At 42.5% G+C, this 12,889-nt stretch carries 10 protein-coding genes; 6 read left to right on the forward strand and 4 right to left on the reverse strand.

What is annotated here, in order from left to right:
* Nucleotides 1-12: 12 nt before the first annotated feature.
* Nucleotides 13-996, reverse strand: coding sequence for an A/G-specific adenine glycosylase (gene mutY, locus BWX39_RS03535; RefSeq protein ID WP_028904890.1), 984 nt, complete (start codon nucleotides 994-996; stop codon nucleotides 13-15).
* A gap of 776 nt (nucleotides 997-1,772) precedes the next feature.
* On the opposite strand from mutY, the gene BWX39_RS03545 reads away from it, so the two are divergent.
* From BWX39_RS03545 to rodA, 6 genes are all read left to right on the forward strand, one after another.
* Nucleotides 1,773-2,366 (forward strand): IMP cyclohydrolase, encoded by a 594-nt coding sequence (locus tag BWX39_RS03545; protein ID WP_028904889.1) that lies wholly within the window; start codon nucleotides 1,773-1,775, stop codon nucleotides 2,364-2,366.
* A gap of 116 nt (nucleotides 2,367-2,482) precedes the next feature.
* On the forward strand, nucleotides 2,483-3,505 hold the full coding sequence (locus BWX39_RS03550) for a rod shape-determining protein (RefSeq protein ID WP_024998806.1): 1,023 nt from the start codon (nucleotides 2,483-2,485) through the stop codon (nucleotides 3,503-3,505).
* 84 nt (nucleotides 3,506-3,589) lie between these two features.
* Nucleotides 3,590-4,471 carry a rod shape-determining protein MreC gene (gene mreC / locus BWX39_RS03555; RefSeq protein WP_014710456.1) on the forward strand — a complete coding sequence of 294 codons (882 nt, stop codon included), beginning with the start codon at nucleotides 3,590-3,592 and terminating at the stop codon, nucleotides 4,469-4,471.
* Between the two features lie 88 nt (nucleotides 4,472-4,559).
* Nucleotides 4,560-5,063, forward strand: a complete 504-nt coding sequence (gene mreD / locus BWX39_RS03560) for a rod shape-determining protein MreD (protein WP_028904888.1) — start codon at nucleotides 4,560-4,562, stop codon at nucleotides 5,061-5,063.
* Nucleotides 5,060-7,183: a penicillin-binding protein 2 gene (gene mrdA, locus BWX39_RS03565; protein ID WP_028904887.1), complete on the forward strand. Its 2,124-nt coding sequence runs from the start codon at nucleotides 5,060-5,062 to the stop codon at nucleotides 7,181-7,183. The genes mreD and mrdA overlap by 4 nt, the downstream gene beginning before the upstream one ends.
* A gap of 49 nt (nucleotides 7,184-7,232) precedes the next feature.
* Nucleotides 7,233-8,708 carry a rod shape-determining protein RodA gene (gene rodA / locus BWX39_RS03570; RefSeq protein WP_028904886.1) on the forward strand — a complete coding sequence of 492 codons (1,476 nt, stop codon included), beginning with the start codon at nucleotides 7,233-7,235 and terminating at the stop codon, nucleotides 8,706-8,708.
* 559 nt (nucleotides 8,709-9,267) lie between these two features.
* Here the strand turns inward: rodA and BWX39_RS03575 are convergent.
* From BWX39_RS03575 to BWX39_RS03585, 3 genes are all read right to left on the reverse strand, one after another.
* Nucleotides 9,268-10,722 carry a trypsin-like peptidase domain-containing protein gene (locus tag BWX39_RS03575; protein WP_014710452.1) on the reverse strand — a complete coding sequence of 485 codons (1,455 nt, stop codon included), beginning with the start codon at nucleotides 10,720-10,722 and terminating at the stop codon, nucleotides 9,268-9,270.
* A 396-nt stretch (nucleotides 10,723-11,118) separates the two neighbouring features.
* Nucleotides 11,119-11,703: a LemA family protein gene (locus tag BWX39_RS03580; RefSeq protein WP_014710451.1), complete on the reverse strand. Its 585-nt coding sequence runs from the start codon at nucleotides 11,701-11,703 to the stop codon at nucleotides 11,119-11,121.
* A 41-nt stretch (nucleotides 11,704-11,744) separates the two neighbouring features.
* A complete protein-coding gene (locus tag BWX39_RS03585; RefSeq protein WP_028904885.1) occupies nucleotides 11,745-12,524 on the reverse strand; it encodes a TPM domain-containing protein in 780 nt (259 codons plus the stop codon).
* Between the last annotated feature and the right edge of the window lie 365 nt (nucleotides 12,525-12,889).

Consider the following 12,889-nt stretch of genomic DNA (forward strand, 5'->3'; position numbering starts at 1 on the left):
AAATTAATTATCTCACAGACTTTTAACGAGCAAATCTATAAGGCGAGGTAGGGCGTAACGTTCTATCTCGCTTTCTTTTATCCATATATAATCGGCAGGTAGGGTAGGAGGAGTGTCGGTTTCTAACAGATAGAAATCGGCAAAAATGATTTGATGGGTAAGTATGTGCTTTATGTTCTTCTTTATTAGCTTGGCATTTTCAATGGCATTGCCCAGCAATTCTTTCGTTGGAAGTTCCCACAAGCCTTGCCAAATGTCGCCTGCACCACGGCGGCGAATAGCAGTTTCGCCATTACACCTTATATATATAAAGGAGAAATGGCGTTCACGCTGTTTTGTTTTCTTTGCTTTAACAGGCAAGTCGGCCACTTTATTGTTGTTTGCCGCAAAGCAAGTATCTATCAATGGGCATACTTCGCAGTTGGGCGAAGTTGGCGTGCACTGTATGGCGCCGAAGTCCATCAGCCCTTGATTGTAAGCTGCAGGAGCCTCTTTTGGTAGGTATTCCTGCGCCATAGCCTTGAAAACCTTTTTTCCTTCGGTAGAATCTATTGGTGTGTCAATGCCGAAATAGCGAGCAAACACACGATAGACATTGCCGTCTACTACTGCCACGGGTTCTGCGAATGATATTGAAGAAATTGAAGCTGCAGTATATTCGCCAATCCCTTTTAGTTGTTTTAACTCCTTGTAAGTCTGCGGGAAACGCCCTAAATCTACTATCTGTTGTGCTGCTTTGTGCAAATTTCGTGCTCGAGAGTAGTATCCCAGTCCTTGCCACTCTCTTAAAACCTCGTCTTCGGTAGCTTTTGCCAACTCGTGAACGTTAGGCCAACGTTTCATAAAACGTTCCCAGTAGGCTGTTCCCTGTGCAATTCTTGTTTGCTGCATGATAACCTCGCTCAGCCAAATAGCGTATGGATTGGTGGTTTGTCGCCACGGAAGTTCTCGCCCGTTTATGGTATACCAGTTCAATATAGTCTTGCTAAAGTTCATGGTGCAAAGGTACTTAAAATATCGAAAGAAACTTCTTTTGAAATTATATACTTGCTTAGGAACGCCCACATTTACTGTTATAAGTTAGTCAGAATAAGACGTTTGTGGCTCAGAAACTATGGGAAAAGTACTGGAAACCTCTAATTTCTGCCCATTATTGTTTTGGATTGTCGACGTTTATTGGTGGAATAATTCTTTGTTCTTGCTGAAAGGTGTAAATGAAAAATAATCTTGGTTTTGTAAAGATAATTACATTGAAAATTGATAATTTCGTTTTGGCGTTGCGAAAGCGGCTGTTTTGCGAGGTAAAACCTACGCTTTTGCCGTGCAAAACAGCCGCTTTTGGAATGCAAAACAATAGGTTTTGTAATGCGTTGATAAATAGGTGGTTACGCAACAGTTGCGTTTGTGAAAAATATTTACACGTTATAGGCTTCTTTTTGCCTATATGAATAATGTGTATAGGCGAAGTTGTGTAGCGCACCAACGAGTGATTTCTATATAGAAAGACGAATTGGCATACTTATCGGTACTAAATTTCTACAACTCCAAAAATTATGAATAGACTTCTCTGAAAAGCTGTTTAATTTATGCGAATTGACTATTTTGTTTTTAATTTATATATAATTCGCAATGTCGAAAAATAAGAATTTAAGACATTTTGAGTTGATGTTGATTAATAATGTAGTTGAATTAAAGTTTTTTTATCTAAAATTCTTGTTTACTTATTGCAGTATTTTGTATCTTTGCAAAACAAATTGAAATAGTAGGCAACTATGGTTGATACAAAAGAAATTAAGACTGCATTAATCTCCGTATTCCACAAAGATGGTTTGGAGGATATTTTAAAGAAGCTGAACGAAGAGGACGTAAAGTTCCTTAGTACTGGTGGTACGCAGCAGTTCATAGAGTCTTTAGGCTACGAATGTCAGAAAGTGGAAGACGTAACTACTTATCCTTCTATCTTGGGCGGTCGTGTGAAAACGTTGCATCCTAAGGTTTTTGGTGGCATCTTGGCACGTCGTGATTTTGAGAACGACCAAAAGGAAATGGCTGAATACGAAATTCCGACAATCGACTTGGTTATTGTTGATTTGTATCCGTTTGAACAAACCGTAGCAAGTGGTGCGAGCGAAGCTGATATTATCGAGAAAATCGATATTGGCGGCATTTCATTGATACGTGCAGGCGCAAAGAATTTCAACGATGTTGTTATTGTGCCAAGCAAGGCGGAATATCCTGTGTTGTTGCAATTGCTGAACAAGCAAGGTGCAAAGACAGGACTCGAAGACCGAAAAATGTTTGCTGAACGTGCATTTGGCATCAGTAGTCAGTACGATACGGCAATACATAATTGGTTTGCGAAGTAAATAAAAACAGTATTTGCAGACTGTAAGCGTTTGTAGATAGCAAGCATATAAGCAAGAAAATAATAAAATGACGATGGGGATTGTCCCCGTTTTCACCACATATCAAATATTTTAGAATGGGATTTTTTTCATTTATCCAGGAAATAGCAATGGACCTGGGAACAGCAAATACTATCATTATCAGTGATGATAAGATAGTTGTTGATGAACCTTCAGTAGTGGCACTTGACCGTCGCACGGACAAGATGATAGCCGTTGGTAACGACGCCAAGATGATGTACGAGAAGGAACACCCCAATATTCGTACCATTCGCCCACTTCGCGATGGTGTGATTGCTGACTTTACGGCATGCGAGCAAATGATGAGGGGACTTATTAAGATGGTACATAGCGGTAATCGCTTGTTTTCTCCGTCTTTGCGTATGGTGATTGGCGTGCCTTCAGGTTCAACGGAAGTAGAGCTTCGTGCCGTTCGTGACTCTGCCGAGCACGCTGACGGACGCGATGTTTACCTTGTTTTCGAGCCAATGGCAGCTGCCCTTGGTATGGGACTTGATGTGGAAGCACCGGAAGGCAATATGATTGTTGATATTGGTGGCGGTAGTACCGAGATTGCTGTTATTTCGTTGGGCGGTATCGTTTGCAACAACTCTATTCGTGTTGCGGGAGACGATTTGACTGCTGATATTCAGGAATATATGAGCCGTCAGCACAATGTGCGTGTCAGCGAGCGTATGGCAGAACGTATTAAGGTACACGTTGGTTCAGCTTTAACCGACTTAGGAGATGAGGCTCCAGAAGATTATATCGTTCACGGACCAAACCGTATTACGGCGTTGCCAATGGAAGTACCTGTTTGCTATCAGGAAATAGCGCACTGTTTGGACAAGACAGTGGCAAAGATAGAGAATGCAGTTCTTTCTGCTTTGGAGAATACACCACCCGAATTGTATGCTGATATTGTGAAGAATGGTATTTATTTGAGCGGTGGCGGTGCCTTGTTGCGTGGAATTGATAAGCGTTTAACCGATAAGATTAACATTCCGTTCCACGTGGCTGAAGACCCATTGCACAGTGTTGCTAAGGGAGCAGGTATCGCATTGAAGAATGTAGACCGTTTCTCATTCCTGATGAGATAAACAAGCTAAATAGGGCTGACTGTTGGAGAAATGCACTGAAAGTTTCTTCAATGGTCGGTTTCATTTTGTTGATAAGCTGTAAGAATGAACAACCTAACTGAATTTCTTGCCAAATATAAACATTGGTTTCTTTTTGTTTTGCTGGAAATAGCCAGTTTGGTGCTTTTGTTCCGCTTCAACAACTACCAAGGTAGTGTGTGGTTTACCTCTGCCAATATAGTGGCAGGCAAGGTTTACGAACTAAGCTCTTCAGTTACATCTTACTTCTCAATGGGTAAGCTAAATCGTGAATTGACGGAACGAAATGTGCAGTTGGAACGACAAGTAAAAGAACTTTCAGAGCAACTTTACGAAAAAACGCGCGACCCTAAGTTTGCGCAAAAAGGACAATACAGGTTTCTTTCTGATTTTAAACTCATAAACGCAAAGGTTGTATCTAATTCGCTTGATAAGGAAGAGAATTTCATAACCATCGACAAAGGGTCGTGGGACGGAGTTCGAAAGGATATGGGCGTGGCTTGTGGCAATGGCATTGTTGGAGTGGTTTATCTTGTCGGAACGCATTATTCCATAGTCTTGCCAGTCTTAAACTCTAAGTCAAACATCAGCTGTTCTATACAAGGAAGAAGCTATTTCGGCTATTTGCGATGGGCGGGAGGCGCAAAAAACATTGCTTACTTAGATGATATCCCACGCCATGCAAAGTTTAAGTTAGGCGATAGGATTATTACAAGTGGCTATTCTGCAATCTTCCCTGCTGGTATTTTAGTAGGTAAGATAAAGCACGTTTATAACTCTGAAGATGGACTTTCGTTCCGTTTGGCAGTGCAATTGTCTACCGATTTTGGCAATTTGCGCGATGTATGTGTCATCGACGATGCCACGGTGAGAGAGAAAAAGAAGGTGATGGATGCTGCGAAAGATTCGATAAAGCATCTTAATACTGATTTTAGCGAAACAAATTAAGTATAGCTACGCATTACATATTTGCATTAATGGCAAGTTGTAATAGTAAATCAATGATTTTGTAAAAAGCTATTTTAGGATTTAAAGTATGAGCATAGATTTTGTAAAGACTTTGGGTTGGTTTGTAGTTTTAGTACTTGCGCAAGTATTTGTACTGAACTACATTCATTTGTTTGGTTTTGCAACACCATTGCCTTATATCTATTTCATCTTTCTTTTCAGAAGAAACTATCCTCAATGGGCAATTATTCTGTGGGGTTTTCTTATGGGTTTGGTGATAGATACCTTCTCTAACACGCCCGGAGTGTCGTCAGCTTCACTCACTTTGATTGCAGCTATACAACCTTATATGTTGCGCCCATTTATATCACGCGATAGTGCTGAAGACCTGAAACCAGGGATAGCAACACTTGGTTATGGTCAATACATTTGGTATAGCATAATTTTGACTCTTATTTATTGCACCATATTCTTTACATTGGAGATGTTTAGCTTCTTCAATATCCTTGTTTGGTTGCAGTGTGTTGGCGGTAGTGCCTTGCTTTCTTTATTCTTTGTATTGGTAATTGAGCATGTTAGGAGTCGCGCATGAAGAACTTTGACTTTGAGAAACGCCGTTTGGTGCTTAGCGGAGTGGCGGTTGCAATCATTACTGTTTACTTGATACGCCTGTTTGCGCTTCAAATAGCAAGCGACGACTATCGGAAACGTGCCGATTCTAACGCTTTTTTAAAGAAAATAGAGTTTCCTTCGCGTGGTATTATTACCGACAGAAAGGGGAAACTACTCGTTTATAACCAGCCTGCGTATGACATAATGGTGGTGATGAATGAAGAAAAAGGGCGTCTTGATACCTTGGAATTTTGCAAGGCTTTAAATATTACAAAAGAATTCTTTGTTCAACGTATGGCTGATATAAAGGACAGAACAAAGAACCCTGGCTATTCTCGATTTACTCAACAGCTGTTTATAAGTCAGTTGAGTGATAAAGAGTTTAGTTCCTTTCAAGAAAAGTTGTATCGTTTTCCTGGTTTTTATATCCAAAAGCGTAGCATTCGTCAGTACCATAGAACGATTGCAGGACACGTTTTGGGCGATGTGGCAGAGGTAAGTCAAAGCGATGTAGAGGAAGATGAGTATTATCAGCCAGGCGACTACATCGGCAAGATGGGCATTGAACGTGAATATGAGAAGTCTTTACGTGGGCAAAAAGGAGTGCAAATTCTGCTTCGCGATGCCCATGGGCGTATCAAAGGAAGGTATAAAGAAGGGCAATACGACCAAAAGCCCAAAGCTGGAAAGGACTTGCAGTTAGGAATAGATGCCGATTTACAAGCACTTGGAGAACGTTTGATGGAAGGAAAACTGGGTGCCATTGTAGCCATTGAGCCAAAGACAGGGCAAATTCTGGCAATGGTTTCCTCGCCAACATTCGCCCCTCGTGAAATGATTGGCAAGATGAGAGGTAAGAATCAACAGCGAATGACCCTCGACCCTGCAAAGCCATTGCTTAATCGTGCCATTATGGGACAATATCCTCCAGGATCTACATTCAAGACAAGTCAAGCCATTACGTATTATAGTGAAGGTATCATAAACGATTCTACGCGTTTCCCTTGTCCACATGGATTTTCCTTCAAAGGACTGCATGTAGGTTGCCACGGACACGCATCTCCTATTTCTATTGTGCCTGCATTGAGTACTTCTTGTAATGCTTATTTCTGTTGGGGACTGTATTATATGTTGTCGAACAGAAAGAAATACAAAACGCTTGACGATGCAATGAACCGCTGGCGCGACTATATGGTTTCAATGGGATTTGGCTATAAGTTAGGAATTGACCTACCCGGAGAGAAGCGTGGACTTATTCCGAATGCAGAGTTTTACAACAATGCCTTTGACAGATGGAACCCATTATCGGTTATTTCCATTTCGATAGGGCAGGGCGAAATAAACCTGACGCCGTTACAGATAGCCAATCTTGGGGCTATCATAGCCAATCGTGGTTATTACTATACGCCACATGTTGTACGAAAGATACAAGGAGAGCGGTTAGACAAGAAGTATTTGGAAAAGCATAAGGTAATGGGAACGCCTCGTTCGTTTAATGAAGTAGTGGCAGGTATGGTGTCTTCGGCACGTGGAGGTACTTGTGCCCATGCCGTTCACCCTGGCTATACACTTGCTGGTAAGACGGGTACGGCACAAAACCGTGGTAAAGACCACTCGGTGTTTATGGGCTTTGCACCTGTGGAATCGCCTAAGATTGCCATTGCCGTGTATGTGGAAAATGGCGGTTTCGGTGCTGTTTACGGTGTGCCAATAGGCTCGTTAATGATGGAGCAATATATCAATGGCAAGCTGACGCCTGGCGATGAAGCCCAGGCCGCATCAATACAGAAACGCCATATCAGTTATCCTTTCAGGCAAAAGTTGAGCATAGGTGATTCGTTACGCTTAGATTCGATAAAGCGTGTAAACCAAATAAAAGACTCTTTGCGCCTTGTTCGTGAGAAACAGAATATGGAAGCCAAGCAACGTGAACAAGAATTAAAAGAAGCACGAGATGCGAAAGAGAAAGAAAAAAATCAGCAGCCGTTGAACGACCCTATCATAAGAATGGAAGATGAAGTGAAGATAAGAACCGAAAAGGACGAAAAAGATAAGGACAAAACCAATAAGGGAAAGAAGAAAGACAGAGAAAGTCGTTAGGCAAACGGCGAAAGAACAGGAAGTTTAACAACGAATAAAAGGCAAGAAAGTGGCAAGTAATTATAAATCGAACAAACAGTCAGGTGTGCTTCGTTCATTAGATTGGTGGACGATAGGCATTTATTTGGCATTGCTTTCTTTTGGCTGGGTAAGTGTCTGTGGTGCGAGTTATACTTATGGCGATACCGATATTCTATCGTTGTCATCGCGTTCTGGTATGCAAATCGTTTGGATAGGCACTTCCATTTGTCTTGGTTTTGTGTTGTTAATGATGGACGACCGCATTTACGACACGTTCGCTTATGTCATTTACGCATTGCTGCTGCTGCTGTTATTTGCCACAATCTTTAATCCCCACACCATAAAAGGGTCGCGTTCGTGGCTCGTTTTAGGTCCTTTACGTTTGCAACCCGCCGAGTTCGCTAAGTTTGCAACGGCTTTGGCAATAGCCAAGTTTATGTCGGCATACGGCTTTACCATTTCCAATTGGAAACACCTGATAGCTGCTGCGGGTATTATCGTATTGCCCATGTTGTGCATCGTGGGGCAACGCGAAACGGGTTCGGCACTTGTTTACCTATCATTCTTCCTGATGTTTTATAGGGAAGGTATGCCTGGCTCCTTCCTTTTCACGGGCGTAGCAATGGTTTTGTATTTCGTTGTAGGCGTTAAGTACGACAATGTGCTGCTTTGGGACACTCCCACATCGGTAGGAAAGTTCAGCGTACTTCTGTTGGTGCAGCTGTTTAGTGCAGGAATGGTGTGGACGTATTTGCACGAAAAGATAAAAACGCAGAAGATATTGCTGTTCTCTCTTGGTATTACTCTGTTTTGTTTCTTATTCTCCAAGTTTGTAATACCTTTCGATATTGTCTGGATTCAGCTCGTTATTTCAGCAGGCTTGATAGGCTATTTGGTCTATAATGCTATGAGTACCCGCATTATCCACTACTTTTTCATCGCCCTGTTTGCTGTTGGTTCGATAGCATTCTTCTATTCTGCCGACTATGTTTTGAACGATGTTATGCAACCACACCAACGTGTGCGCATCAATGTGCTGTTAGGATTGGAGGAAGACCTTGCAGGCGCAGGCTACAATGTGCACCAGAGCGAGATTGCCATTGGTTCGGGCGGATTGCAGGGAAAAGGCTTTTTGAATGGGACACAAACAAAGCTTAACTTTGTGCCAGAGCAAGATACCGACTTTATTTTCTGTACGGTAGGCGAGGAGGAAGGCTTCCTTGGTTCGGCAGCTGTGCTCTTACTGTTTTTAGCTCTGATACTTCGCTTGATGTATATATCCGAGCGGCAGCCCTTCAAGTTTGGGCGAGTCTATGGCTATTGCGTTGCAAGCATTTTCCTTTTCCACGTCTTCATCAATGTAGGTATGGTGCTTGGCTTGACGCCCGTTATCGGTATTCCGCTGCCATTCTTTAGTTATGGTGGCTCTTCTCTATGGGGTTTCACACTGCTGCTATTTATTTTCTTGCGCATAGACGCAGGGCGAAACCTGATAAGACAGTAAATTTGCGGAACAGTGGAAACACGGTGGGAAAATAATGCTGCTGTTTAGCCGTTCCGAATGAAAAGACTTTTTTATCCGTTATCTTCTTCCTTTTGCATTGTTTTATAGACTGAAAAAATGCTGTAAGCCTGTAAATATTTTTCGCAAACATAGCTGTTGCGTAACTGCTTTATCATCAATGTGTTATAAAACCTATTGTTTTGCATTCCAAAAGCGGCTGTTTTGCACGGTAAAAGCGTAGGTTTTGCAGCGCAAAAGAGCCGCTTTCGCAACGTCAAATCGAAATTATAGTTTTCTTAATGAATTATCTTTACAGAATCAAGGCTGTTTTTAGCCATTGTGGTTCCTTTTGAGAATATAGACAGGACTACTTTTATATTGCTGAAATGGAAAAGCCTCGCTGTTCGTATAAGAACGGCGAGGCTTTTTTAGATAAGTATGTCTGCATTTGGTTTGAACTGTTGGCAGACCATTTGAAACATTCTTTCTGTTTTAATCGGAGCTGTTTCGGTATAACAGTCTGTCGTGTAGGCTTAAACCAAAGTTGGGCAGAAATGGTTTATTCTGACAACGGAACTGCGAAGTAAGCTTTCTTTCCAGTAGGATAAATGCCCTGAATGTAGAGTACAGGCTCGCTGCTGGTAGAGGCTGACTTAACTATCTTCTGCAATGCATCGATAGAATTAACAGTCTGGTCGTTCACTTTCTGAATGATGAAACCACGGTTGATGCCTGCTTCGCGCAATGCACCGCCATTTACTTTTATTACTTCAAGACCATACTTTATGCTCAGCTGCTTTTGCATCGCTTCGGTTACAGGACGGAATTGTCCACCAAGAACGTCGATGTCGGCTTGTGCAATAGGCTTTGTCGTGCCTTGAGCATTCTTTAGAACAACATTTTTTGTTATTTCCTTCTTGTCGCGCATAAACGTGATGGTAGCCTTGTCGCCAGGGCGTTTTACGTTCAGAAGTTGCTGAAGTTCAGACATCTTGGTTACTTTCTTGCCGTCGAACTTTGTAATAACGTCTTTGCTGCGCAATCCAATCTCTGCTCCGTTTCCGTCTTCGCTGACCTTATCGACAAAGACACCTTCGTTTGTGCCGAGGTCTACGCTCTTTCCTTCTTCCTTCTGTGCATTGATATAGTTGAGAACATCGCCACCTTGAATGCCTAACATTACGCGCTGAACGCTTCCGTACTTCTTAATGTCTTCTACAACTTTGTTCATAATGACGGTTGGAATGGCAAAACCATAACCGCTGTAAGAACCTGTCTGCGAGTAAAGCATGGCATTGATGCCCACCAATTCGCCTTGAACGTTTACGAGCGCACCACCAGAGTTGCCTTGATTAATAGCAGCATCGGTCTGAATGAAGCTCTCTACGCCTTGTGTTGCGCCCAATCCGCGAGCCTTTGCACTTACGATACCTGCTGTAACTGTGTTGTTCAAGTTGTAAGGATTGCCCACTGCAATTACCCATTCGCCCACTTTCAGATTGTCGGAATTGCCAATCGGGAGGGTAGGGAGGTTGTTTGCGCTTACCTTAATCAAAGCAAGGTCGGTGCTTTTGTCGGTTCCCACCACGCGAGCCGAATATTCGCGGTTGTCGTTCAGGGTAACCGTGAGTTCGTCGGCACCATCTACAACGTGGTTGTTTGTAACGATATAGCCGTCTGAAGATATGATGACGCCACTGCCTGTAACGCTTCGTTTCGGTGTCTGTATTTGCTGTTGGCGTGAGCCACCGCCCGGACTGCCAAAGCCAAAGAAGTCGAAGAATCCGCCAAATGGGTCGTCGGGTACTTCTATTGTTTTTGTTTTAGAGTTCTGTGCGTTTTTAATGTGTACTACTGCTGGTAGTGCCTTTTCGGCTGCATAAGTAAGGTCTACTGGTTGTCCCGGTGCGCTTACCGGTGCTTTGGCAGCATATACCTTGATGAAAGCTCCTGCTGAGAATGTCAGTGCAAGCACGCAAGCTGCACCAACGAAAAGTTTTTCAATCTTTTTCATAATCTCTTTATCTTATTAAATTAATATTGTTGTTTTTATAATTCTAATGCGTTAAATGACAATTTGTCAGCTGGTAAACCTGTGTTAAAGGTTTTTGTTATCTTGAGGCAGTTGTTCTTTATTTACCGTCTCGATGCAAAACCAAGTGCAAATATAGACCCAAAAAATGTAAATGTGCTAATTTGTCAGTTTTCTTTATTCGTATTTAACAAATAAAAAAGGCAACTTAACCAATCTTTATTAGATTAGTAGTAAAATTTACATTCGTTTATCATAGTGGTTTTTCGTAAAGGAAAGGAGTTAAACCAATACCTGTGCTGCTTGTTTCAGAGAACTTCGATGCGTTGATACATCAAAGCTGGTAGCAAACAAAGGTAGTGGTTTAACTCCTAAAACTTAAATGTCCAAGTCTGGTGCTTTCTCTGCGCCTTCGGCAGCAGCAAACTTAGTCATCTTGTCGAAACCGAAAATACCTGCCAACAGTGAGTTGGGGAAGTGGCGAACGGTTTGGTTGTATTCCTGTACGCTTTCGTTATACTTCTTGCGTGCTTCATTAATGCGGTTCTCTGTGCCCTCTTCCTGAATTTGCAAAGCCTTGAAATTCTCGCTTGCTTTCAGTTCTGGGTAGGCTTCAGCAACCGCTATCAAACGTGAGAAAGCCTGCGCAAGTTGGTTTTGCGCTACTTCAAACTGTTTCATTTTCTCGGGTGTCAGGTTGTCAGCATCGAGGTGAATCTGTGTTGCAGCATTGCGTGCCTTTGTTACAGCATCGAAGGTTTCTTTTTCGTGTTTGGCGTATGCCTTCACAATCTTTACCAACTGTGGCATCATATCGGCTCTGCGCTGATATTGTGCCTCCACATTGCTCAAGGCAGTGGTTGCTGCTTCTTGCTTGTCTACCATACCATTGTAGCCAGAATAAGCCCATAAGCCTAAGACAACCACAATCGCTATTACGATTAAAAGTGCTTTGTTCTTCATCTTTTCTTGTTTTAAAATATTATTTTTCTTGTTTGAATGTCTTACCAACCACCGCCAGAACCACCGCCACCGAAGCTGCCTCCGCCAAAACTTCCGCCACCGAAGCCACCTCCGAAGTGTCTGTCGTTCATGTGTCCGGGGTTGCCCCAGAATATAGAGTTAGTGCTACTGCCACCTCGTCTGCCACCACCACGACCATTGTTTCCACGGTTTCTTATCGACCAGATTATCCAAAAGAAGACAACAGACAGAATGATGGCAGCTGCAATGGCATCGTCTGCTCCCTCCTTGGGGCTTTCAATACCTGTTTCCCCCGTCTTGAATTTGTTATAAATAGCCTTTGCCGTGGATAGCATAGCCATATCGGGATTGCCCTTTCGCATATTTTTTACGATGCAGCTGCGTGCAATATCGTCGCATTCCACATCGGTCAGGTCGCCTTCCAAGCCATCGCCGGGTGCGATAAAATATTTCCTGTCGTCTACGGCAACCACGATAACCAATCCTCGGTCGGTCTTTTTATTGCCCACGCCATACTTATTTCCGATGTCCTGCGCTACACGGAAAGGGTCGCCGTTCTCCACGTGTGCCACTATAACAAACACCGCTTGTATGCCAGCTTCCTTTTCCAACCTGCCTATATAGGCGTCGGTGGAGTCGCGCATAGCAGCGGACATAATGTTTTCGGGGTCGCAAACATATCGTCTTGCGTCCTGAAGGTGTACCATTGGTATGTTGTCGGCATTCCAATCCTTCGCTGTTGCCTGCAGCGTAAAGATAGAAAAAAGGAATGCGCATAATGCAAATATCGCTTTGTTCATACGTGCAAAGATAGCAAAAAAGATAGAAAGAAAAGATTTTGACACGATAATATATTTCTGTATTTGCTCGAAGCAGTTTTATTTTGCTATGTATTGCTTGGCGAGAATGCTTGTAACTATTTGGCTTTCAGTTGAAAATCTGTTAAAAAATAGTGCTTTTGTGCCCTTTGAACAACCTTTTTTACACCGCTTTTACGACAATAAAATAAAAACATAGGTACTTTCCAGAAAAAATGTCCGTACTTTTTCGAGAAAACGTCCGTACTTTTTTATGAAAACGTCCGTACTTTTTTTATGGAATGTAGGTACTTTCCAATTCTTTACTTCTGACGTTTGAAAAACAAGCAATAAACGAATGGTGGAGT

Origin of the sequence: Prevotella intermedia ATCC 25611 = DSM 20706 (genome assembly GCF_001953955.1) — a bacterium.
GTDB lineage: Bacteria > Bacteroidota > Bacteroidia > Bacteroidales > Bacteroidaceae > Prevotella > Prevotella intermedia.

Coding starts and splice junctions, on each gene's coding strand:
- mutY (WP_028904890.1), bottom strand. CDS start 996: ATGAACTTTAGCAAGACTATATTGAACTGGTATACCATAAACGGGCGA.
- BWX39_RS03545 (WP_028904889.1), top strand. CDS start 1,773: ATGGTTGATACAAAAGAAATTAAGACTGCATTAATCTCCGTATTCCAC.
- BWX39_RS03550 (WP_024998806.1), top strand. CDS start 2,483: ATGGGATTTTTTTCATTTATCCAGGAAATAGCAATGGACCTGGGAACA.
- mreC (WP_014710456.1), top strand. CDS start 3,590: ATGAACAACCTAACTGAATTTCTTGCCAAATATAAACATTGGTTTCTT.
- mreD (WP_028904888.1), top strand. CDS start 4,560: ATGAGCATAGATTTTGTAAAGACTTTGGGTTGGTTTGTAGTTTTAGTA.
- mrdA (WP_028904887.1), top strand. CDS start 5,060: ATGAAGAACTTTGACTTTGAGAAACGCCGTTTGGTGCTTAGCGGAGTG.
- BWX39_RS03575 (WP_014710452.1), bottom strand. CDS start 10,722: ATGAAAAAGATTGAAAAACTTTTCGTTGGTGCAGCTTGCGTGCTTGCA.
- BWX39_RS03580 (WP_014710451.1), bottom strand. CDS start 11,703: ATGAAGAACAAAGCACTTTTAATCGTAATAGCGATTGTGGTTGTCTTA.
- BWX39_RS03585 (WP_028904885.1), bottom strand. CDS start 12,524: ATGAACAAAGCGATATTTGCATTATGCGCATTCCTTTTTTCTATCTTT.